This window comes from Arthrobacter sp. NPDC080073 (assembly GCF_040686575.1).
Lineage (GTDB): Bacteria > Actinomycetota > Actinomycetes > Actinomycetales > Micrococcaceae > Arthrobacter.
Genome location: NZ_JBFBKR010000026.1, coordinates 38,765 through 59,518, shown reverse-complemented (window position 1 = coordinate 59,518; position 20,754 = coordinate 38,765). Strand labels below are relative to the sequence as shown.

Annotated in this window: 20 protein-coding genes and 1 pseudogene; 12 read left to right on the top strand and 9 right to left on the bottom strand. The window is 63.7% G+C overall.

The annotated features are described in order from the left end of the window. Positions 1-372, bottom strand: a pseudogene (locus AB0O52_RS20985) (hypothetical protein); the annotation flags it as partial. A gap of 223 nt (positions 373-595) precedes the next feature. Here AB0O52_RS20985 and clpB point away from each other — a divergent pair. Further along, entirely contained in the window at positions 596-3,265 is a 2,670-nt protein-coding gene (gene clpB / locus AB0O52_RS20980; protein ID WP_364541865.1) for an ATP-dependent chaperone ClpB, read from the top strand. Positions 3,266-3,280: 15 nt separating this feature from the next. Here clpB and AB0O52_RS20975 read toward each other — a convergent pair whose 3' ends face one another. Further along, entirely contained in the window at positions 3,281-3,883 is a 603-nt protein-coding gene (locus AB0O52_RS20975) for a septum formation family protein (RefSeq protein ID WP_364541862.1), read from the bottom strand. A gap of 244 nt (positions 3,884-4,127) precedes the next feature. Between AB0O52_RS20975 and AB0O52_RS20970 the strand changes: the two genes are divergently transcribed. From AB0O52_RS20970 to AB0O52_RS20955, 4 genes are all read left to right on the top strand, one after another. Then, complete coding sequence (locus tag AB0O52_RS20970; RefSeq protein ID WP_364541860.1) at positions 4,128-4,361, top strand: DUF3073 domain-containing protein; 234 nt, start codon at positions 4,128-4,130, stop codon at positions 4,359-4,361. 242 nt (positions 4,362-4,603) lie between these two features. Further along, positions 4,604-4,933 carry a metalloregulator ArsR/SmtB family transcription factor gene (locus AB0O52_RS20965; protein ID WP_364541858.1) on the top strand — a complete coding sequence of 110 codons (330 nt, stop codon included), beginning with the start codon at positions 4,604-4,606 and terminating at the stop codon, positions 4,931-4,933. Next, entirely contained in the window at positions 4,930-5,910 is a 981-nt protein-coding gene (locus AB0O52_RS20960) for a TIGR03086 family metal-binding protein (RefSeq protein WP_364541856.1), read from the top strand. The genes AB0O52_RS20965 and AB0O52_RS20960 overlap by 4 nt, the downstream gene beginning before the upstream one ends. 110 nt (positions 5,911-6,020) lie before the next feature. Then, on the top strand, positions 6,021-6,806 hold the full coding sequence (locus AB0O52_RS20955; RefSeq protein ID WP_364541854.1) for a VOC family protein: 786 nt from the start codon (positions 6,021-6,023) through the stop codon (positions 6,804-6,806). A 67-nt stretch (positions 6,807-6,873) separates the two neighbouring features. On the opposite strand, the gene purM is transcribed toward AB0O52_RS20955, so the two are convergent. The 3 genes from purM to AB0O52_RS20940 all read right to left on the bottom strand — a co-directional run bounded on the left by purM (position 6,874) and on the right by AB0O52_RS20940 (position 10,111). Beyond that, a complete protein-coding gene (purM, locus tag AB0O52_RS20950) occupies positions 6,874-8,034 on the bottom strand; it encodes a phosphoribosylformylglycinamidine cyclo-ligase (protein ID WP_364541852.1) in 1,161 nt (386 codons plus the stop codon). Further along, entirely contained in the window at positions 8,031-9,650 is a 1,620-nt protein-coding gene (gene purF / locus AB0O52_RS20945; RefSeq protein WP_364541849.1) for an amidophosphoribosyltransferase, read from the bottom strand. Before purF ends, purM begins: the two co-directional genes overlap by 4 nt. 62 nt (positions 9,651-9,712) lie before the next feature. Next, positions 9,713-10,111 carry a hypothetical protein gene (locus tag AB0O52_RS20940; RefSeq protein WP_364541846.1) on the bottom strand — a complete coding sequence of 133 codons (399 nt, stop codon included), beginning with the start codon at positions 10,109-10,111 and terminating at the stop codon, positions 9,713-9,715. Between the two features lie 136 nt (positions 10,112-10,247). Between AB0O52_RS20940 and AB0O52_RS20935 the strand changes: the two genes are divergently transcribed. The 6 genes from AB0O52_RS20935 to AB0O52_RS20910 are packed head-to-tail and all read left to right on the top strand — an operon-like array spanning position 10,248 to position 16,981. After that, positions 10,248-11,792 (top strand): amino acid permease, encoded by a 1,545-nt coding sequence (locus tag AB0O52_RS20935; protein WP_364541843.1) that lies wholly within the window; start codon positions 10,248-10,250, stop codon positions 11,790-11,792. Between the two features lie 58 nt (positions 11,793-11,850). After that, positions 11,851-12,585, top strand: a complete 735-nt coding sequence (locus AB0O52_RS20930; RefSeq protein WP_364541841.1) for an FCD domain-containing protein — start codon at positions 11,851-11,853, stop codon at positions 12,583-12,585. After that, positions 12,582-13,982 (top strand): glutamine synthetase family protein, encoded by a 1,401-nt coding sequence (locus AB0O52_RS20925; RefSeq protein WP_364541839.1) that lies wholly within the window; start codon positions 12,582-12,584, stop codon positions 13,980-13,982. The genes AB0O52_RS20930 and AB0O52_RS20925 overlap by 4 nt, the downstream gene beginning before the upstream one ends. A gap of 4 nt (positions 13,983-13,986) precedes the next feature. Then, a complete protein-coding gene (locus AB0O52_RS20920) occupies positions 13,987-14,793 on the top strand; it encodes a gamma-glutamyl-gamma-aminobutyrate hydrolase family protein (protein WP_364541836.1) in 807 nt (268 codons plus the stop codon). Beyond that, positions 14,790-16,154 (top strand): aldehyde dehydrogenase family protein, encoded by a 1,365-nt coding sequence (locus AB0O52_RS20915; protein WP_364541833.1) that lies wholly within the window; start codon positions 14,790-14,792, stop codon positions 16,152-16,154. Before AB0O52_RS20920 ends, AB0O52_RS20915 begins: the two co-directional genes overlap by 4 nt. A 56-nt stretch (positions 16,155-16,210) precedes the next feature. Further along, complete coding sequence (locus tag AB0O52_RS20910; protein ID WP_336885442.1) at positions 16,211-16,981, top strand: 3-oxoacyl-ACP reductase; 771 nt, start codon at positions 16,211-16,213, stop codon at positions 16,979-16,981. Here the strand turns inward: AB0O52_RS20910 and uraH are convergent. Together uraH and uraD are read right to left on the bottom strand one after the other, a co-directional pair. Next, complete coding sequence (gene uraH / locus AB0O52_RS20905) at positions 16,978-17,319, bottom strand: hydroxyisourate hydrolase (protein ID WP_364541830.1); 342 nt, start codon at positions 17,317-17,319, stop codon at positions 16,978-16,980. The genes AB0O52_RS20910 and uraH overlap by 4 nt on opposite strands. Continuing rightward, positions 17,316-17,846 (bottom strand): 2-oxo-4-hydroxy-4-carboxy-5-ureidoimidazoline decarboxylase, encoded by a 531-nt coding sequence (gene uraD / locus AB0O52_RS20900; RefSeq protein ID WP_364541827.1) that lies wholly within the window; start codon positions 17,844-17,846, stop codon positions 17,316-17,318. The genes uraH and uraD overlap by 4 nt, the downstream gene beginning before the upstream one ends. A gap of 341 nt (positions 17,847-18,187) precedes the next feature. Here uraD and AB0O52_RS20895 point away from each other — a divergent pair, with 341 nt between their 5' ends. Next, entirely contained in the window at positions 18,188-19,282 is a 1,095-nt protein-coding gene (locus AB0O52_RS20895) for an alanine--glyoxylate aminotransferase family protein (protein WP_364541824.1), read from the top strand. Positions 19,283-19,520: 238 nt separating this feature from the next. Here the strand turns inward: AB0O52_RS20895 and bcp are convergent, their stop codons facing one another. Both bcp and AB0O52_RS20885 read right to left on the bottom strand, forming a co-directional pair. Further along, positions 19,521-19,988 (bottom strand): thioredoxin-dependent thiol peroxidase, encoded by a 468-nt coding sequence (gene bcp, locus AB0O52_RS20890; RefSeq protein WP_284983164.1) that lies wholly within the window; start codon positions 19,986-19,988, stop codon positions 19,521-19,523. A gap of 67 nt (positions 19,989-20,055) precedes the next feature. Continuing rightward, positions 20,056-20,649, bottom strand: coding sequence for a winged helix-turn-helix domain-containing protein (locus AB0O52_RS20885; protein ID WP_364541867.1), 594 nt, complete (start codon positions 20,647-20,649; stop codon positions 20,056-20,058). Positions 20,650-20,754: the final 105 nt, after the last annotated feature.

Here is a 20,754-nt window from a genome sequence, read left to right as displayed (position 1 = left end):
CGTTGAACCAGAGGGTGATGGTCTGGCCTTTGTAGGCGGAGAGGTCGGCGGTGAGCTGGGTCCAGGTGCCGTTGTTGTTGCAGAGTTTGAACAGGAGTGCGGGTGGCCTTCGAGGAGCTTCAGGGCGCCGTCCATGTCCTCGGCCTGCAGGACGCTGTAACCGGCCACGCCGGTCTCCGCGTCGGATACTCCGGAGTTCCCGACCACCTTGCCGCCTCCAAGGGGCGTGCCAAGATCGGCAATCCCGTCTCCAGCCTTCGCTGCCCAGTCCGTCCACAGCTTCATGCCTTCGGCTGCTGCTTCGGGGGTGCTCTCAGCCATGGCCGATTCCGCCGATTGCGGTGCATTGTAGAGAACTACGAACTTCTTCATTGCGTGTCCTTTTTCTCATGCTCGCCAGGGGGTGTTCCACCCGGTCACACCTGATCCTAGGGCTGCGAGTCGGAAACAGCGAGGGGCTTTTCAAGGTAAGCCGGGAAGGCTATGGACAGCAGTTTCGCCGTGGGCAAACATGGAGCAGGACAGACAATTTCTCAAACTTGAGCATAGTAGACTCAACTTTGAGAAACAGTCTACTTCCGAGAGGAGCTCTTCCATGGACGTCAAATTCACCACCAAGAGCCAGGAGGCTCTTTCCGCGGCGGCCATGAACGCCTCCACCGCCGGAAATCCGCAGGTAGAGCCGGCACACCTGCTCAAAGCACTCATGGACCAGCGCGAGGGCGTTGCCGTGGCGCTTTTGCGCGCCACTGGAGCGGACCCGGATGCGGTGAGCGTGCAGGCGAGTTCGGCGATCAAGGCCCTGCCGTCGTCGTCCGGCAGTTCCGTGCAGCAAGCGCAGCTTTCCCGTCCTTCCCTGCAGGCTATCCAGGCCGCCCAGAACGAGGCCGAGAAACTCGGCGACTCCTTCGTGTCCACTGAGCACCTCCTTTTGGGGCTCTCCGCCGGTAGCGACGCCGTAGGGAAGCTACTGCGCGACGCCGGAGCCTCCCACGAAGCGCTCCTCGCCGCCCTGCCAGGTGTCCGTGGCGACCGGAAAGTCACCTCACAAGACCCCGAAAATACTTTCCAAGCGCTCGAGAAATACGGCACCGACCTCACTGCCGTGGCGCGCTCCGGCAAACTGGATCCCGTGATCGGACGGGACAGCGAAATCCGGCGGGTCGTCCAGGTGCTGAGCCGTCGCACCAAGAACAACCCGGTGCTCATCGGGGAACCCGGCGTCGGCAAGACCGCCGTCGTCGAAGGGCTCGCCCAGCGCATGGTGGCCGGGGACGTCCCGGAAAGCCTGCGGGGCAAGACCCTGATTGCGCTGGACCTCGCGTCCATGGTGGCCGGCGCGAAGTACCGCGGAGAATTCGAGGAACGGCTCAAGGCCGTGCTGGAGGAGATCAAGAACTCCAACGGTCAGATCGTCACGTTCATCGACGAAATCCACACCGTGGTGGGCGCTGGTGCCACGGGCGAAAGTGCCATGGACGCCGGCAATATGCTCAAGCCAATGCTGGCCCGCGGCGAGCTGCGGCTCATCGGCGCCACCACCCTGGACGAGTACCGCGAAAATGTCGAGAAGGACCCGGCCCTGGAACGCCGCTTCCAGCAGGTCTTCGTGGGTGAGCCGAGTGTGGAGGACACCATCGGGATCCTCCGCGGCCTCAAGGAGCGCTACGAGGCCCACCACAAGGTAGCGATCGCGGACTCCGCCCTCGTGGCTGCCGCCACGCTCTCCAACCGCTATATCTCGGGCCGTCAGTTGCCGGACAAGGCGATCGACCTCGTGGACGAGGCCGCGTCCCGTCTGCGCATGGAAATCGACTCGGCTCCCGAGGAAATAGACCAGCTCCGCCGGGCCGTGGACCGCCTCACCATGGAGGAGCTGGCCCTGGCCCGGGAGACTGACGCCGCCTCGGTGGAACGCCTCGCAGCACTCCGCGCGGACAAGGCGGACAAGCAAGAAGCCCTGTCGGCGCTGAACGCCCGTTGGGAAGCCGAGAAGGCCGGGCTCAACCGTGTCGGCGACCTCAAGGCGAAAATCGACGAACTGCGTTCGGCTGCCGAAAAGTACCAGCGCGAAGGAGACCTTGAAGCTGCCTCGCGCATTCTCTACGGCGAACTGCCCGCGTTGGAGCGCGAGCTCAGCGCAGCAGCCCAGGAAGAGTCGGCGCGCGAAGCGCGGGGCGAAGCGAAGCCCGCACTGATGGTCGCGGAGGAAGTCACGGCGGATGATATCGCCGAGGTCATTTCGGCCTGGACTGGGATCCCCGCCGGCCGCATGCTGCAGGGAGAATCCCAGAAGCTGCTGCATATGGAGGAGGAGATCGGAAAGCGCCTGATCGGCCAGTCCAAGGCTGTGGCCGCCGTTTCCGACGCCGTCCGCCGCGCCCGTGCGGGCATCAGCGATCCCAACCGCCCCACCGGTTCGTTCCTGTTCCTGGGCCCCACCGGCGTCGGTAAGACCGAGCTCGCGAAGGCGCTCGCTGACTTCCTGTTCGACGACGAACGCGCCATGGTGCGGATCGACATGTCCGAGTACGGGGAGAAGCACTCCGTGGCCAGGCTCGTCGGTGCCCCTCCCGGATACGTGGGCTACGAGGAAGGTGGCCAGCTCACCGAAGCGGTCCGCCGCCGCCCGTACTCCGTGATCCTGCTCGACGAGGTCGAGAAGGCCCACCCGGAGGTGTTCGACATCCTCCTGCAAGTGCTCGACGACGGTCGCCTCACCGACGGGCAGGGCCGCACCGTGGACTTCCGGAACACCATCCTGGTGCTGACCTCCAACTCGGGCAGCCAGTTCCTCGTGGATCCGACCCTCGACGCCACGGCGAAGCGAAATGCGGTCATGGCCGTGGTCAACGCCTCCTTCAAGCCGGAGTTCCTCAACCGGCTCGATGAGATTGTGCTGTTCGATCCGCTCAGCGTGGACGAGCTCGCCAGGATCGTCGAGCTGCACGTGAACGAGCTGGCCAAGCGGCTGCACGACCGCCGGCTCACCCTTGAGGTCAGCGACGGAGCCCGGGCCTGGCTCGCGATGTCCGGTTACGATCCCGCCTACGGCGCCCGTCCGTTGCGAAGGCTGGTTCAACGCGAGATCGGCGACCGCCTGGCCAAGGAGATCCTCGCAGGAGAGATCGTGGACGGCGACACCGTGCTCGTGGACACCGCGGCCGACGTCGACGAACTCACCATCGAGGGCCTCGAAGCTTTGACGGGTCCCGACGGCGGAGCTCCGGCGGGTAGCGGCCTGAGCGTGAGGCGGAAAAACTAGCCGAAGCCGCCGGGACTACTTTTGCAGCACGGACTCCTTGAGCGTGTTTCCCGAGTTCACCACGATGAAGCAGTCCACGCGGCGGTCACCGTTGTCCCAGCTGCTGGCGCTCGGGTACACGTTCTGCTGCAGGAGCGCGTACTTGGTGGAGGCCTCGTTGAGCATCACGTCACGGCAGATTTCGCGGCCTTTGTCACGCAACGCGTTGGCACCGGGGAACGTGTCGTCAGCCTTGTACCGGAAGATGGCGCCCAGCTGGGCCGAGTGGTCGGTGGTGCAGTCCACCACCTTTGACTTGGTGGCATTGGAGTCGAAATCGGCGAAGCAATCGCCGAGCTGGTAGTCCTTTGCCTCGACATCCGCCGGGAGCGGGCCGCGGCTGGTGGACGTGGCCGGGGCGGGAGCGGGCGCGGCCACAGGACGGTTGGCGAGGGCTCCAACGAGGACCCAGATCACTACCCCGATGAGGACCAATACAGCCAGCACGATGCCGCCAATGATGAGCCGATACCGCGTTATGGCGTCCAGGGCTGTCCGCAGGGTCCCTGAAGCAGGGTCTACCGGCGACTCGTTGTCGCCTGTACCGTTGTTGCCCGGGATCGTGTTGTCCTGGCCCATGTCTGAGTTTGCTGCCTTTCATACGTGCGGCCTGATATTAGGGCGACTCTACCCAAGTTTTTCATGCCAACGAATGGAGGTACTTGCCAGGTGGAACTGTGACGCTGCTTTCGCGAAGGTCGTGGCACGCAGTTGCTCCAGAAAGCATGTAATCTAGACATACGACAAATTGACCAAACATTCCGGGGCCTCACCGATCGCCAAGGTGACCACCTCCGGTCCAAGTACAAAAGGGGGTCACGCCATGGGGCGCGGCCGTCAAAAGGCAAAAGCTACCAAGCAGGCTCGGGACATCAAGTACTACTCCCCGAACACTGACTATTCGGCCCTTCAGCGGGAGCTGACTGGGCCATCAAGTCGTGCGACGAGCCGATTTGCGGACGATCCGCCGGAGCCGGACTACTCGGCTTACGAGGACAAGTACGCACAGGACTTGGAAGACGATGACGACGAGGTAGACACCCGCCGTATCGTTTAGCCGTAGCAACAATCAGGTGCCTTTCGGCATCGAGTTGCGTACCGCCGTCGTACACGAAGTCATCTGGCATCCCCGGATGCCTCCCGAAACGCAGAGCCCGCAGGGTGCGCCATATTGGCGCACCCTGCGGGCCTTTTTCGTGCCCTTTTGCCGGTCAGTCCTCGCTGATGCCGCGTTGCTGTTGATAGTGCGCTCTCGAAAGTTGTTGACAAAATGCGTTAGTGACGGCTAACGTATTAATCATGCTCGACCGACTGGAAGTTGCCGCGGAGCCGAACAGGCGGCGTCTGTTGCACATGCTTGCGGCGGGTGAGCGGACCGTGACGGAGCTGGCTGGCGAATTCACGGTGAGCAGATCCGCCATCTCTCAGCACTTGCTGTTGCTGGAGCAGGTAGGCCTCGTTGCTGCCCGCAAAGAAGGACGCAACCGCTTCTACCGCTTGGACAATGCCGGCATGAGGGAACTACGGATGCTTTTTGAGCAGTTCTGGACCGCTGAGCTGGACATGCTCCTCGCTGACGCACAAAACTTCACCACCGACCGACTTCAAACAACAGAGGAATCACCATGATCTACGACAAGACCGTTCTTCTTCCCCTCAACGTCGACCAGGCGTTCGAACTCATCACGCAGCCTGCACGCCTTCGCCGCTGGCAGACCGTTGCCGCCCGCGTCGACCTCAAGGTAGGCGGCGAATACCGCTGGACGATCACCCCCGGTCACCACGCGGCAGGAACGTTCACTGAAATCGAGCCGGGCAAGCGCGTCGTCTTCACCTGGGGCTGGGAGCAGCCTGAGGCCCCCGCGGACAACGTTTCCACCGTGGCCATCACCCTTGAGCCTGCCGACGGCGGGACCACCGTGCGCCTGGTGCACGAAGGCCTTCCGACGCCGGAAGCCGTCGCCGCCCACTCCGAGGGCTGGAACCACTACCTCGACCGTCTCCTCGCGGAGGCCGCCACGGGCGACGCCGGTGCCGACGAATGGGCAGCAGCCCCTGCCGATCTCAACGAACTCACTTCTGCGGACGCCACGCTTGCCATCGTGCAGCGCGTTCTGGCGCACGTCACCGAAGCCGACGCGCAGACCCAGACTCCATGCGCCGACTTCAACGTCTCGCAGTTGCTTGACCACCTTGCCGGATCCATTGGCGGCATCGCCAAGGCCTTGGGTGCCGACGTAGCCGACGACGCCGGAAAGTCGCCTGAGGTGCGGATCGCCGACCTCGCCCAGCCCACGCTGGAAGCTTTCTACCGCCGCGGCCTCGAAGGCACCATCGACATGGGCTTCGCAGAGCTACCGGCCACGATGGTCGCCTCCATCCTCAACCTCGAGTTCCTGGTCCACGCTTGGGACTTCTCCAAGGCCCTGGGCCTGGAGGTGTCGGTGGCAGATGAGCTCACCGACTACGTCGAGGTCCTCGCGCAGAAAACCATCAGCGAGCAGGTCCGCGCAAGCGGCAGCTTCGCCCCGGCCCAGGAAGTCGCCGAGACGTCATCCAGCCTGGAGCGCCTGGTCGCTTTCACGGGCCGGACTGTTCACGCGTAGAAGATTCCTGAGGGGCGCGCACCCGCTGGCTGTTGTCAGTGTCAGACCCCCGTACTACCTTGAACGTGGTATTCGCTGGCGTAAGCCAGCTACTCAACGAAGGGACAGCAATGCCGCAGGTTGATAGCTACAAGCAGGGAACTCCGTGTTGGGTGGACCTGTCGTCGTCGGACATTGAGGCTTCCAAGGCCTTCTATGGCGATCTGTTCGGCTGGGAATTGGACGCGATGGACGCCGGCAACGGCGGCACCTACTACATGGCGAAGCTGCAGGACCGCTACGTAGCGGGCATGATGCAGCAGATGCCGGACATGGCTGCGGCCGGTGTACCGTCCTTCTGGGCCAACTACCTCGCCGTAGATTCGGTCGATGAGGCCGCTGAGCGCGCGGCGGCCGCCGGCGGCAAAATCATCTTCCCGCCGGATAGCGTCCCCAATGGGAGCGGACGGATGTTTGTCGCCGCCGATCCGACGGGTGCGCAGATTGGTTTTTGGGAGGCCGGAAACCACCACGGCGCCGGCCTGGTCAATGAACCGGGCACGGTGGTCTGGAGCGAGCTGCAGACAAACGACGTCCCCAAGGCCGTCGCCTTCTACGAATCCGTGACTGGATGCTCCAGCGAGACGGCCGCGGCCGGCGATCTGCAGGAATACACCCAGTTCGTGGTGGACGGGAAGTCCGTGGCCGGCGCCATGAAGCAGCCCATGGAGGGTATGCCGCCGTTCTGGATGACCTACTTCAACGTCGCGGACGTCAATGAATCCGTGGCGAAGGCCGTGGAACTCGGAGCCCAGGTCTTCGCGCCTGCCTTCGATGTCCCCGGTGTCGGCCGCATGGCAGTTCTCGGCGATCCCGCCGGAGCAGCCTTCAGCGTGATGGCCGGCGAAAGCTCCTAAACAAATCGAGTGCCCACCCAACTGCCGGATCGGCAATTGGGTGGGCACTCGTTTGCGTTAAGAACCCTTAGGCGTAGGCGTTCACGAGGCGCACGGCGCCGCCGTCGACGCCCTTTGCACCTTGGACGTAGTCCGGGCCGCTCTTCATGATCGAATCGGAGTCCGCAGCCACGGTACCCATGACCCACGACGGGAGGCCGCGTTCGTTGAGGCGGCCCACTGCGGCGTCGGCGATTTCGGGCGAGACGATGGCCACCATTCCGACGCCGAGGTTGAGCGTGCGCTCCAGGTCGGCCAGCGGAACATTGCCGAGCTCCGAAACAAGCTTGAAAATGGGCGGCAGTTCCCACGTGGCGCGGTCAACCGTGGCCACGAGGCCCTGCGGCAGGACGCGGGCCAGGTTGGCTGCGAGGCCGCCGCCGGTGACATGGCTGAAGCCATGCACGGCGCCGGGCGCGGCACCCGGGCCGCTGACCGGGAAGGCACGGGCGAGGTCCAGGCAGTCGGCCGCGTAGACCCGGGTGGGCTCCAGCAGCTCTTCGCCCAGAGTGCGGCCGAGTTCGGAGACCTGGCGGTCCAGGGCCCAGCCGGCGTGGTTGATCACGCGGCGGACCAGGGAGTAGCCGTTGGAGTGCAGGCCCGAGGAGGCCATGCCGATCACGACGTCGCCGGCGCGGACGCGGTCCGGGCCAAGAAGGGAGTCGGCTTCGACAACACCGGTAGCTGCACCGGCGACGTCGTACTCGTGCTCACCCAGCAGGCCCGGGTGCTCAGCGGTCTCGCCACCCACCAGGGCGGTGCCCGCCACGGAACAGGCGGCGGCGATGCCGCGGACGATGTCCGCGATGCGCTCGGGCACAACCTTGCCGCACGCAATGTAGTCGGTCATGAAGAGCGGCTCCGCGCCGACCACCACGATGTCGTCCACCACCATGCCGACCAGGTCGAAGCCGATCGTGTCGTGGATATCCATGGCCTGGGCGATGGCCACCTTGGTGCCGACGCCGTCAGTGGACGTGGCCAGCAGCGGCCTCTTGTACGTGAGCAGCTTGGAGACGTCGTACAGGCCGGCGAAACCGCCGACGCCGCCGAGGACCGAGCTGTTGTGGGTCGCCTTGACGGCGTCCTTCATGAGTTCGACGGCGCGGTCGCCCGCTTCGACGTCGACGCCGGCAGACGCGTAGGTGATGCCGGTTGTGTTCTCAGCGGCGGAGGAAGCGGAGGTCATACAGACTCTTTCTTATCGGCGTCGGTCAGCAGGTTCTCAAACTCGGCGTCGGGTCCGGGGTCGCAGCCCGTGGCGCCGGGCTTGTTGGCCGGGTCGTCCGAGTCCGCGGTCGCGGCTTCGGCGGAGATGCCCGACGTCGGCAGCCCGCCGAGGTCGGTGCGCTCCAGGAGGTTCTTGCCCAGCTTGTCCGAACCCGGGAGTTCGATGGGATACCGGCCTGTGAAGCAGGCAGTACAGAGGCGTTCCCGGGGCTGCTGGGTGGCTCCGATCATTCCGTCTTCGGAAATGTAGGCCAGCGAATCCGCTCCAATGGCGTGGGAGATTTCCTCGATAGTGGCGCCGTTGGCGATCAGTTCAGCGCGGGACGCGAAGTCGATGCCGTAGAAGCAGGGCCACTGGACCGGTGGGGAGGAGATCTTGATGTGGACGGCTGCAGCGCCGGCCTCGCGGAGCATCCGGACGATGGCACGCTGGGTGTTGCCGCGGACGATCGAGTCATCCACCACTACCACGCGCTTGCCGCGGATCACGGATTCGAGGGCGTTGAGCTTGAGCCGGATGCCGAGCTGGCGCAGGGTCTGCGAGGGCTGGATGAACGTACGGCCCACGTAGGAGTTCTTGACGAAGCCGTGCGCGAACGGGATACCGGATTCCTCCGCGTAGCCGACCGCTGCGGGGGTTCCGGATTCGGGAACGGGGATGACGATGTCCGCTACCTGGGTGTTTTCGCGGGCCAACTGGCGGCCCATCTCCACACGGGACTCGTACACCGAGCGCCCGGCAATCGAAGCGTCGGGGCGCGCAAGGTAGACGTACTCGAAAACGCAACCCGCCGGCGTCGCTTCCGCGAAACGCTGGGAACGCACGCCGTTCTCGTCAATGGCGATGAACTCTCCGGGTTCGATCTCGCGGATGAAGCTCGCACCGACGGTTGCCAGGGCGGACTGTTCCGAGGCGACAACCCAGCCGCGCTCAAGGCGGCCAAGGCACAGGGGACGGATGCCGAAGGTATCGCGGGCTGCGTAGAGCGTTCCTTCGTCCATGAACACGAAGCAGAAGCCGCCTCGGATCTTGGGAAGCAGCTCAAGAGCGGTCTGTTCAAGGGTCTTGCCCTCTTCGCCCTCGAGGAGCGCGGTGACCAGGGCGGTGTCCGAGGTGTTGCCCTGCTTCATTTCTCCGGTCAACTGACCGCCGTTGAGCTCGAGGATCATTTCCCGGAGCTCAGCAGTGTTGGTCAGGTTGCCGTTGTGCGCGAGGGCAACGGTGCCGGTGGCGGTCGCGCCCAGGGTGGGCTGCGCGTTTGCCCAGTGGCTTGCTCCGGTGGTGGAGTAGCGGCAGTGGCCAACGGCAAGGTGCCCGGTGAGGGTGTTCAGCGTTGTCTCGTCGAAGACCTGGGACACGAGGCCCATGTCCTTGTAGACATTGATGCGCTTGCCGTCACTGGTAGCAATACCAGCCGATTCTTGTCCGCGGTGCTGCAACGCATACAGCCCGTAATAGGTGAGTTTTGCTACTTCTTCGCCCGGCGCCCAGACCCCGAAGACGCCACAAGCGTCCTGAGGTCCTTTTTCGTCGGGGAGAAGATCATGAGAAAGTTTTCCGTCGCCACGTGCCACTGGTCAATTGTCGCATGATGTTGGCGTGGTACTTTCCCCCACGCGGCATTGTGACCGGGATCCTATGCCTCGGCGTCGTCCACTGTCGGATTGGGTACGGACTCGACGACGGCACGCCGGGAGCGCCGCACGCTGACCTTGTCCAGGACGAGGGCCGCGATGGCACCGAGCAGCACGCCGCCAGCGGCAAAGGTCACAAGGAAGAACCCGAAGACCGCGCCGGTGTCGAAACTCTCGTCGCCGGGGATCCCGTAGGCCACGAACGCTGCAACGATGATGCCGAGCACCCCGCCCAGGCCCATGAATGGAACGAACTTCGGCGCGCGGCGGACCGTGATCCCCCGGCGTTCGGGAGCGCCGTCCTCTGACCTGGCGTTGTGCGCCGTGCCGTTTTGTGACGTGCCGCTTGGTGACGTGCCGCTTTGTGACGTGCCGTCGATGTTCGACTCCTCAGAAACCATGCCTTCCAGACTACCGTTTCGAGGAGGATGGTTTGTGGTCTGAAGTCAGACCATTGACAGATGGGTGTGAAGTGGGTCACTATCGATGCGAGCGGTGTCGGCCCGTTCCCCCCTTCCGTTTAGAAAGAGAATAATCATGAGTGATCGTTCTACGGCAGCGAAGGTGCAGGCTGTGCAAGACGCAGATGCTGCGGCCCTCGCCGAGCTTGGCTACAAGCAAGAGCTACATCGCGGCATGTCCGGCTTCTCCAACTTCGCAGTCTCGTTCTCCATCATTTCAATCTTGGCTGGCTGCATTACCTCCTTCAGCATTGCGCTCAAGTCCGGCGGCCCGGCTGCCATCAACCTGGGTTGGCCAATCGTTGGCCTCTTGGTCCTGTGCGTGGCCCTCTCCATGGCCGAAGTTTGTTCGCGATACCCCACAGCCGGTGGCCTGTATTTCTGGGCAGGCAGGCTCGCCAAACGCAACAAGAGGGCCTGGGCCTGGTACGTCGGTTGGTTCAATTTCCTCGGTGAAGTGGCCGTCACGGCCGCAATCGACTTCGGTTGCGCCACCACAATGATGGCTTTCGCCGCGTTGACTTTCGGCGTCGAGCCCACCGCCGGCGCTACCTTTGCCCTGTTCGTCGTCCTGATGATCATCCACGCACTGCTCAACAGTTTCGGCGTCAAGATTGTCAGTTTCCTGTCCAATGTCTCCGCTTGGTGGCACATTGTAGGCGTCGCGATCATCGTGGCGGCGCTGTGGATCATGCCCACGAGCCACCAGTCCTTCAACTGGACCATGACGGCGTGGCACAACGAAACCGGCTTCACCTTCGGCCCGTATGTCTTCCTCATGGGCCTGCTCATGTCGCAGTACACCTACACCGGCTACGATGCTTCGGCCCACGTTGCCGAAGAGACCAAGAACGCAGCCATCGCGGCCCCCAAGGGGATTGTCATGAGCGTCGTCGTCTCCATCATCGGCGGCTGGATATTGCTCTATTCACTTGTCGCGGCGATCCCGAACGGCTCAGAGGACGGCCTGACCGCCCTTGCAGCTACGTCAACCGGCTTGCCGCCCGCACAGATTTTCCTGGATGCGCTGGGCAACCCCGGCGTAGCGAAGTTCCTGCTCGCCATCGTGGTAGGCGCACAGTTCTTCTGCGGCATGGCGTCAGTGACCGCCAATTCGCGCATGACCTACGCGTTCTCCCGAGACAACGCACTGCCGGGTTCCCGCATCTGGGCCAAAGTCAACGCCCGGAGCGGCACCCCGACAAATTCCATCTGGCTCTGCGTTGGCTGCGCCATTGTGCTCGCTTCGCCTGCCCTGTTCAATACGACCGCGTATTTTGCCGTGACGAGCGTCGCCGTCATTGGCCTCTACATCGCGTACATCACCCCCGTACTCCTCCGCAGGCTCAACAAGAGCTTCGTGCCGGGTCCGTGGCACCTGGGGAAGTGGAGTCCCGTCATCAACTGGATCGCGATCGTGTGGGTCGCCATCATCGTGATTCTCTTCGTTCTTCCGCCCGTCGCAGACATCACCATCGACACCTTTAACTACGCGCCAATCGCCGTCGTGGTCGTCTTCCTCCTTGCCACGGTGCTTTGGTACACCACGGGGCGTCGGACGTTCATGACGAGTGCCGAACAGGAGCACCTCACAATCGACGCAGATAAGCTGCTCAACTAGCACAACCATGGGCCGCCGGCGGTTCTTCGCCGGCGGCCTCCCAGCCAGGAAGGTCGCCATGTTCCTCGTTGAACCGATTGAATCCCCACTGTTGGATACGGTCCTGCTGCCCGTGCGCGGACACATGGCCTTCGAGTCGTGCGTCGAGCACTTGGGATCGGCAATTCAGTTGGGGATCTTCAAGACCGGCGAACGCCTCCCGCCCGAGCGCGACTTGGCCGAGCGCATGCAGGTCTCCCGGGCCACGCTGCGCGAAGCGATCAGCGCATTGCGCGCGGCAGGTTTCGTCACGACCGTCCGCGGGAGGGGCGGCGGAACCATCGTGGAACCGGTCGGCAACGCCCGTCCGCCCGAGCGTCCAGGCAACAAGGACCGGCAGGAGGAAATCAGCGACATCCTCATCTTCCGCTCGGTGATTGAACCCGGGGCGTGCCAGCGGGCGGCCTCGATGCGGCTCAGCGAGGATCAGCGCCGGCTTCTGACCGATTCCCTGGCCGAGGTTGAAAACGCGGGTTCACCGGTGGAATACAGGCAAGCTGACGCCCGCCTCCACCTGGCTATCTCCGCTGTTGCGGGGTCGTCCGAACTCAACAAAGCCAGCACCACCATCCAGACCAAGATCCACGAATTCCTGGCAGAAATCCCCTTTCTGCAGCGGAATATCGAACATTCAAACCAAGAACATCGATTGATAGTGCAGGCCATCCTCGACGGTGAGCCTGCAGCGGCCCGAAGCGTCATGGAATTGCACTGCGAGTCCACTGCCGCACTACTCAAGGGACTACTGAAATGAGCAGCACCATGAACGACATTTCGAACACTGTTCACCCTCGCAATGACCGTATGCTCACCGTTGAGCAACTCAAGGCACAGATTGGCGAGGGCGCCATAGACACCGTGATTCTTGGCTTCACCGACATGCAGGGCAGGTTGCAGGGCAAGCTCCTCCACGCGCAATTCTTCCTGGATTCCGTCCTGGAGCATGGCACCGAAGGCTGCAATTACCTCCTCGCCGTCGACACCGAAATGAACACCGTGGATGGCTATGACATTTCCTCGTGGGAAAAGGGCTATGGAGACATGCTCTTCGACATGGATCTGGACACCATCCGCGTCCTTCCCTACCGCGAGGGGAGTGCGCTGATCCAGTGCGACCTGTCCATGACCGACGGTACTCCGGTCTCTGTTTCACCCCGCGCCATGCTCAAGCGCCAGACGGCCAAGGCGGCCGAGCGCGGTTGGAAGGCACTTGCCGGAACCGAGCTTGAGTTTGTGGTCTACAACGACTCCTACGAGCAGGCATGGGACCTGGACTACAAGCACCTCACACCTGCCAACCAATACAACGTGGACTACTCGCTCCTGGGATCCGGGCGCGTGGAACCCCTGCTTCGCAGGATCCGGAACGAGATGTACGCAGCGGGCATGACGGTGGAATCCGCCAAGGGTGAATGCAACTTCGGACAGCACGAGATCGCGTTCAAGTACGACGAAGTGGTCACCACGGCGGACAACCATTCCGTCTACAAGACCGCGGCCAAGGACATCGCACATGACATGGGCCAATCCATCACCTTCATGGCCAAGCCCAACGAGCGCGAGGGCAATTCCTGCCACATCCACCTGTCCCTGCGCGGACTCGACGATGAGCTGGTTTTCTGGGACAAGGCCACGGGCGCCCGCACCAAAACCTACGACCACTTCATCGCCGGAGTCCTCGCGACGATGCGGGAATTCACGCTCTTTTACGCTCCCAACATCAACTCCTACAAGCGGTTCGTCAGAGGCTCGTTCGCCCCGACGGCGGTCGCCTGGGGCCTCGACAACCGCACCTGCTCGGTGCGCCTCGTGGGGCATGGCCAAAGCGCGCGGCTGGAAAACCGGCTGCCGGGTGGCGACGTCAACCCGTATTTGGCATTGTCGGCCATGCTGGCCGGCGGGCTCTACGGAATCGAAAATGAGCTCGAACTCGAACCGGCAACCCTCGGCAACGCTTACACTTCGGGCGCTCCCACCGTGCCGACGACGATGCGGGAAGCGCGGGATCTGTTCGCCAACTCCGTGGTCGCCAAGGAAGTCTTCGGTGAGGAAGTGGTTCGGCACTACGTGAACTACGCCGACGTCGAACTGGCAGCTTTTGAGTCCGCCATCACGGACTGGGAGCTACGCCGCGGGTTTGAAAGGCTGTAGGGCAATGACTCGGAACCAGACGCCTGCCCCGGATCCAGGTTCGAGCCCACGGCCTCGGATCGCCCTGACTACCTACCTGCAAGACGCGAAATGGGGGGTTTGGGATGCGCGGGCAGCGTTGCTCCCGGCGACATATTTGGAAGCCGTCGTGGCGGCCGGCGGCACCCCTCTTCTCTTGCCGCCTATCGGAACGGATACCTCCGTACTTGACCTCGTCGATGGCCTGATTGTGGTGGGCGGAGCCGACGTCGACCCCGGAAATTACGACGCCGAGCCTCACCCGAGCACTCGCAGCCAGCCCGCCCGGGACGAGCACGACATCGCCTTGACGCTGGCCGCATTGGAGAAGGGGGTTCCTCTGTTTGCCATCTGCCGCGGCGCGCAAATCCTGAACGTGGCCTTGGGCGGAAACCTCATCCAGCACGTGCCGGATGTGCTTCCTGACGCCAACTACCAACCCGCTCCGGGGGTTTATGGCGAAGTCCAGTTCGGTACCCGGCCGGGGAGCATTATCGCCGAGCTCCTGGGCGAGCGGGCATCGGCGCCTGTTTATCACCACCAGATTCTCGACCGGGTTGCCGAAGGGCTGTGCGTCACGGCGTACGCGGCGGACGGCACCATCGAGGCCGTCGAGTCGACCCAAGGAAGCTGGGCGTTGGGCGTTCAGTTCCACCCTGAACAAAATCGTTCCGACTTGCGCCTCTTTGAAGGGTTCGTTGAGGCTGCCAGAAGGTACCGGGACGGCGAGCCTGGCGCTGAGCGCGTCGACCCAACGACGGAATTCAAACCGACAGAAAAGAGCTGGGCGTGAGTGCCACAACTTTTGACATCATCAATCCGGCCACCGAGGAATTCCTTCAAACTGTTGAACTCGCATCCCTCGCCGAGACCGACGCACTGATTGCACGCGCGGCTGGCGCCTTTGAAACCTGGCGGAAGGTGTCGCCGTCGGACCGGGCACTGCTCTTGCGACGGTTCGCGGCCGCCGTCGACGCCGATCTGGAGAACCTCGCACAACTGGAAGTCCGCAATGCCGGACACACGGTCGGCAATGCCCGTTGGGAAGCGGGCAATGCGCGTGACGTCATCAGTTACTACTCGGCGGCCCCTGAGCGGCACTTCGGGCGGCAGATCCCCGTTGCCGGAGGCCTCGATGTGACGTTCCACGAGCCATTGGGCGTTGTCGGCATTATCGTGCCGTGGAACTTTCCCATGCCGATCGCGGCGTGGGGCTTCGCCCCGGCCCTCGCGGCAGGCAACACGGTGGTCCTCAAGCCAGCGGAACTTACGCCCCTGACGGCGATGAGGCTGGGCGAGTTGGCGCGCGAGGCCGGCCTGCCCGACGGCGTGCTGACCATCATCCCGGGGAAGGGCTCCGTGGTGGGGGAGCGCTTCGTGACCCACCCCGCGGTGCGAAAGGTCGTCTTTACCGGGTCCACCGGGGTTGGCAAGCAGATCATGGCCGGTTGTGCTGATCAAGTGAAGCGGGTGACGCTCGAATTGGGGGGCAAGAGCGCGAACATTGTGTTCGCCGACTCCGACCTTCAGGCCGCAGCTGCAGCAGCTCCCGGTGGTGCGTTCGACAATGCCGGGCAGGACTGCTGTGCAAGGTCCCGGATCCTGGTGGAAAAGTCCGCCTACGATGCTTTTCTTGAGCTTTTGGAGCCCGCTGTCCGGGCTGTCAAAGTCGGCGACCCGGCTGACGAGAGTACCGTCATGGGGCCCCTGATTTCCGCCCGGCAAAGGGAAACCGTCGCGGGCTTTGTGCCCTCGGGAGCGCCCATAGCCTTCCAGGGCGAGGTGCCCGAAGGGCCGGGTTTCTGGTTCCCGCCCACAGTCCTGGCCCCGGACTCCTTCGACGACCCGGCGGTGCGTGAGGAGATCTTCGGACCGGTCGTCGTCGTCGTTCCTTTCGACGACGAGGCGGACGCCGTGCGGATCGCCAATGACACCGAATACGGCCTCTCCGGCTCCATCTGGACCCAAGACGTTGGCCGGGCCTTGCGCGTGGCCCGCGGGGTGGATGCCGGAAACCTCTCGGTGAACTCCCATTCTTCAGTCCGGTATTCGACGCCGTTCGGCGGCTTCAAGCAATCGGGCCTGGGCCGCGAGCTGGGTCCTGACGCACTTGATTCCTTCAGCGAAGTAAAGAACGTCTTCATCGCGCACTGAACCCACCAAACTTTGGAAGCCCCATCATTCAAGGAGAGATCACCATGACCGAATTCATTTCAAACCGACTCAAGGACCGCACAGCCGTCATCACCGGCGGCGCCAGCGGGATCGGCCTGGCCACGGCAAAGCGTTTCGCCTCGGAGGGTGCCAACGTGGTCATCGCCGATATCGATCCGGCAGCCGGAGAAGCAGCCGCGGCTGCCGTCGATGGCATCTTCGTGAAGGTCAACGTCACGGACGAGCAGGAAGTCATCGACCTGTTCGCCGCCGCCAAGAGCCACTACGGCAGCGTCGATATCGCCTTCAACAATGCCGGCATCTCGCCGCCGGACGACGCTTCCATCCTGGACACCGGAATCGATGCCTGGCGCCGGGTCCAGGAGGTAAACCTGACGAGCGTCTATTACTGCTGCAAATACGCGCTGCCGTACATGTTGGAGCAGGGCAAGGGCTCGATCATCAACACCGCGTCCTTCGTGGCCGTGATGGGTGCGGCAACTTCGCAGATCTCCTACAGCGCTTCCAAGGGCGGCGTGCTGGCGATGACCCGCGAGCTGGGCGTCGAGTTCGCGCGCAAGGGTGTGCGGATCAACGCACTGTGCCCCGGACCGGTCAACACCCCTCTGTTGAAGGAACTCTTCGCCTCCGATCCGGAGCGGGCAGCGCGCCGCCTGGTCCACGTGCCCCTGGGACGTTTCGCCGAGCCCGAAGAACTGGCCGCTGCGGTCGCCTTCCTGGCAAGCGACGACGCCTCGTTCATTACCGCGTCGACCTTCATGGTTGACGGCGGCATCTCGGGAGCCTACGTCACACCGATCGACTAGCTGCCGCGGTACGTGGAGAACGCGAAGGGGCTGAGCAGGAGCGGCACGTGGTAGTGCTCGCCGGCGTCGGACACCGTGAAGCTCAAGTCCACCTCAGGGAAAAAGGTGTCCACGCCTTGGGCCTTGTAATACGGACCTGTTGCGAAGTTCAGTCGGTAACTGCCGCCGTCGACCCTCTCAGGACCCAGGTCCTTGATCCGGCCGTCCGCATCGGTAGTGCCGCTAGCCACGGGCCGCCAGTTGTCGCCGTCGCGCACAGACAGCACGACGGCGACACCGGCGGCCGGGCGTCCGGAACCGGTGTCCAGGATATGGGTGGTTATCTGGGAAACGCTCATTTGTTGGACACTCCTTCGTTGCTCGCGCTGGTTTCGCTGATGACGCCGGCAAGGCGCAGCAGTGCGATTTCGCGCAACTGGCCAGCCACGATGACGTCTTCTTCTTCCGCGGTGTGGCCCAGGCGCTCCTGGAGGGAGGCCAGGATTTCCTTGGCTGTCCGGCCCGCGGCGCGGATCAGGAAGACGCGGCCGAACTTTGCCTCGTACTCGCGGTTGCCTTCGGCCAAAGCGGTGACGACGCCGTCATCGCCGGGGTCGACGCCAGCCTGTTCGGAGCGGGACATCGCGGCTTCGGTGGTCTGGGCCTTGGGCCGTTCGCCGATCCGGGGGTGGTGGGCCATCGCGGCCGCCACTTCGTCCGACGTGAAAGGCTCGGCGGTTTCCCGGGCGAAATCGAGCAAGGAGTCCAAGCCGCTGAAGGGGCGCGCATCTGCGATGTGCTCCACCCAGCGCTGGATGTCCAGGCATGGGCGGAGGACGTCGATCGCGTCCGCACGGTCCACGCTGTTGAATACTTCAAGCTGCATGCTTGTTCATTCCTCGTGCGAGTGCTGGCATCCATGGTGTTGGCTATGCGGAACTCCGGCGATTCCTGCCGGATGGACCTGCGCGCCTCCGCACCTCAGGTCTTCCACATCATGGAACTGTTATTTCAGCATACGTAATAGTGAATCCAATGACTGCCGTGGTGTCAAGAGAATACCGCACCCCGGACCTCCCGCCCCGCCCTGCCCTCCCCTGAAACGCTCGCTCACGTTTGGGGGTGTTTCCTGAAACGCTCGCTCACCTTTGGGGGTGTTTCCTGAAACGCTCGCTCACGTTTGCCGTCTAGTGGACAATGTCAGCAACGAGCCAAAGGAGTTCCGCCATGCCAGAGGTCCTGACTTCCCGGTATCTCTTCGGACCGGGTCCCAGCAATTGCTATCCGGAAGTGACTGCCGCGTTGGCGTATCCGGTCATCGGGCATCTGGATCCGGTCTTCATAGAGCGCCTGGACCGGACATGCGAAGGACTTCGAAATGTGTGGGGAACCCGGAATGTCCGCACCCTGCCGTTGAGTGCCACTGGATCCGGCGGCATGGAGGCTGCCTTCGTTAATACAGTGTCCGACGGCGACGTGGCGGTAATTGCCGTCAACGGGCTTTTCGGGGAGCGCATGTGTGAGGTTGCCCGGCGCTGCGGCGCCACGGTGGTCCGCGTAGACCATGAATGGGGCCGGCCCGTGGACGTGGAGCGGGTCCTCGCCGCGCACCCTCATCCCAAGGTTATTGCCGCCGTCCATGCCGAAACCTCCACAGGTGTCCTGTCCGACGTCGCGCCTTTGGGCGCCGGCAAAGGTGACGCCCTGCTGATCGTGGACGCCGTGACATCCATCGGCGGGCTGGAACTCCTGGCTGACGACTGGGGGATCGACGTCGGGTATGCCGGGACGCAGAAGTGTTTGGGAGCGCCCCCTGGCTTGTCCCCGTTCACCGTGTCCGAGCGTGCTTTCGAGCGGCGCATCAAAGAGCCGCGTTCGTGGTACCTGGATATCGGCCTTTTGGGTGGGTATGTTGGCGCGGCGAGTGGCAACCGGACGTATCACCATACGGCGCCGGTGACCATGATCGCCGGGCTCGAGGCCGGATTGGATCGCATCTTGGCCGAGGGGCTCGCGGCTGTTCAAGCGCGGCACCGTGCGGCCGGAGCCGAGTTGCGGGATGGCCTTGAAGCGATGGGGCTCGAACTGTTTGCCGTGGAGGGCTCGCGATTGCCGAGCCTCACCACCGTCAAAGTGCCCGACGGCGTGGACTCGGCCGCCGTCCGCTCTTACCTTTTGGAGAACTTCAGTATGGAAATCGGCTCGGGGGCGGGCGAGTTTACGTCGACCGTTTGGCGGATCGGCATGATGGGTCCGAACGCCAACAGGGCATCGGTAAAGCTCGTCCTTGGCGCGCTGGAAGAAGCGATCGCTAAAGCCTGATGCTCGCTCACCTATGACGGCGAAATCCCAAACGCACGCTCACTTCTGGCCGAAAAGTGCCGGTCAGGTGAGCGGGCGTTGGCCCGGGTGGGCTTGTTTGTGAGCGGGCGTCGGGCCGGGTGGGCTTGTTTGTGAGCGGGCGTTGGCCCGGGTGGGCTTGTTTGTGAGCGGGCGTCGGGCCGGTCGGGCTTGTTTGTGAGCGGGCGTTGGCCCGGGTGGGCTTGTTTGTGAGCGGGCGTTACAGGCCGAGTTCGGCTTTGAGGGCTGCTACGTGGCCTTGGGCCTTGACCTGGTACTGGGTCAGCTTGACCTTGCCTTCGCCGTCTAGCACTACGGTGGAGCGGACCAGGCCGTCTACCACTTCGCCGTTCACGAGCTTCTCGCCCCAGGCGCCGTAGGCGAGGGCCACGGCGTGGTCCTCGTCGGAGAGGAGCGGGAAGGTCAGGGAGAAGTCGCCGGCGAAGCGTGCGATCTTTTCGGGGGCGTCGGGGGAGATGCCCAGGACTTCGTAGCCGGAGGACTGCAGGCTGGAGAGACTGTCGCGGAAGTCGCATGCCTCCGTGGTGCAGCCGGGGGTGGCGGCTTCCGGGTAGAAGTACACGATGACGTTGCGTCCGCGGTAATCGGACAGGGAGACCTTCTGGCCTTCGGAGTTAAGCAGCGCGAAATCGGGGGCCTGGGTTCCGGCGAGGAGTTTCTGGGTCATGTTGCAATCCTTGACTTGACGGGCAACCGCCGTGGCCGGCGATCAATCTGTAGGTGTAACGGGCTGCCTAGATGCAGTATTCCGCTGGTCCGCGGACTGTGGAGCCTGGTCCGGGCACGAACTGGTAGCCGCCTCCACGCACTGTGGCGATGACATGGCGGGCTGAGCCCAGCTTGCGCCGGACGCGTCCAACATACACGTCGATGGACCGAAATGCCGCGCCGGGACAGTCAAGTGACTCCAGAAAGCGTTGCAATTCTTCACGTGGGATGGGCCGGGACAGGTTTTCCACGAGGTAGCGGAGGAGGCTGTGTTCCATCGCAGTGAAGCTGACAGGGACACCATCGAGGAGCACGGTGTTCGCGGCTAGGTCCACTGCCACGGTGCTGCGTCGGCCGGCTAAGGCGACAGGCGGGTTGGCAGCGGCATCGGACGCTTCCGGCGCCGAAGCGGCGTCGGACGCACCCGGATCGGAAGCCTCCTGACCGGAAGAATCACCGGACGTTGCAGCTCCGGCGGCGGGCCAAAGGAGGACTTCCGCCCCCGGAGCAAGTTTGCGGGCCCGGGCCAGGACCGCTTCAGCGGCCCGGGCCCAAACCTCGGCATCGATCTCGCGGCCTTCGCCGGGCTGCACCCACACGGCCAGGCCGCGCGGGATCATCCCAGGGCGAACCAGCCCGGGCCGAAGCGCGGAGGGCCGGGCGGCGGGCTGGTGCCGCGAGGCGTTGAGCCGTGCGGGCAGTTGCCCGTACGGGGCATGGACGTT

Excerpts from the sequence above, each read along its gene's own strand:
- clpB (WP_364541865.1), top strand. The coding sequence starts at position 596 with ATGGACGTCAAATTCACCACCAAGAGCCAGGAGGCTCTTTCCGCGGCG.
- AB0O52_RS20975 (WP_364541862.1), bottom strand. The coding sequence starts at position 3,883 with ATGGGCCAGGACAACACGATCCCGGGCAACAACGGTACAGGCGACAAC.
- AB0O52_RS20970 (WP_364541860.1), top strand. The coding sequence starts at position 4,128 with ATGGGGCGCGGCCGTCAAAAGGCAAAAGCTACCAAGCAGGCTCGGGAC.
- AB0O52_RS20965 (WP_364541858.1), top strand. The coding sequence starts at position 4,604 with ATGCTCGACCGACTGGAAGTTGCCGCGGAGCCGAACAGGCGGCGTCTG.
- AB0O52_RS20960 (WP_364541856.1), top strand. The coding sequence starts at position 4,930 with ATGATCTACGACAAGACCGTTCTTCTTCCCCTCAACGTCGACCAGGCG.
- AB0O52_RS20955 (WP_364541854.1), top strand. The coding sequence starts at position 6,021 with ATGCCGCAGGTTGATAGCTACAAGCAGGGAACTCCGTGTTGGGTGGAC.
- purM (WP_364541852.1), bottom strand. The coding sequence starts at position 8,034 with ATGACCTCCGCTTCCTCCGCCGCTGAGAACACAACCGGCATCACCTAC.
- AB0O52_RS20940 (WP_364541846.1), bottom strand. The coding sequence starts at position 10,111 with ATGGTTTCTGAGGAGTCGAACATCGACGGCACGTCACAAAGCGGCACG.
- AB0O52_RS20935 (WP_364541843.1), top strand. The coding sequence starts at position 10,248 with ATGAGTGATCGTTCTACGGCAGCGAAGGTGCAGGCTGTGCAAGACGCA.
- AB0O52_RS20930 (WP_364541841.1), top strand. The coding sequence starts at position 11,851 with ATGTTCCTCGTTGAACCGATTGAATCCCCACTGTTGGATACGGTCCTG.
- AB0O52_RS20925 (WP_364541839.1), top strand. The coding sequence starts at position 12,582 with ATGAGCAGCACCATGAACGACATTTCGAACACTGTTCACCCTCGCAAT.
- AB0O52_RS20920 (WP_364541836.1), top strand. The coding sequence starts at position 13,987 with ATGACTCGGAACCAGACGCCTGCCCCGGATCCAGGTTCGAGCCCACGG.
- uraH (WP_364541830.1), bottom strand. The coding sequence starts at position 17,319 with ATGAGCGTTTCCCAGATAACCACCCATATCCTGGACACCGGTTCCGGA.
- uraD (WP_364541827.1), bottom strand. The coding sequence starts at position 17,846 with ATGCAGCTTGAAGTATTCAACAGCGTGGACCGTGCGGACGCGATCGAC.
- AB0O52_RS20895 (WP_364541824.1), top strand. The coding sequence starts at position 18,188 with ATGCCAGAGGTCCTGACTTCCCGGTATCTCTTCGGACCGGGTCCCAGC.
- bcp (WP_284983164.1), bottom strand. The coding sequence starts at position 19,988 with ATGACCCAGAAACTCCTCGCCGGAACCCAGGCCCCCGATTTCGCGCTG.
- AB0O52_RS20885 (WP_364541867.1), bottom strand. The coding sequence starts at position 20,649 with ATGATCCCGCGCGGCCTGGCCGTGTGGGTGCAGCCCGGCGAAGGCCGC.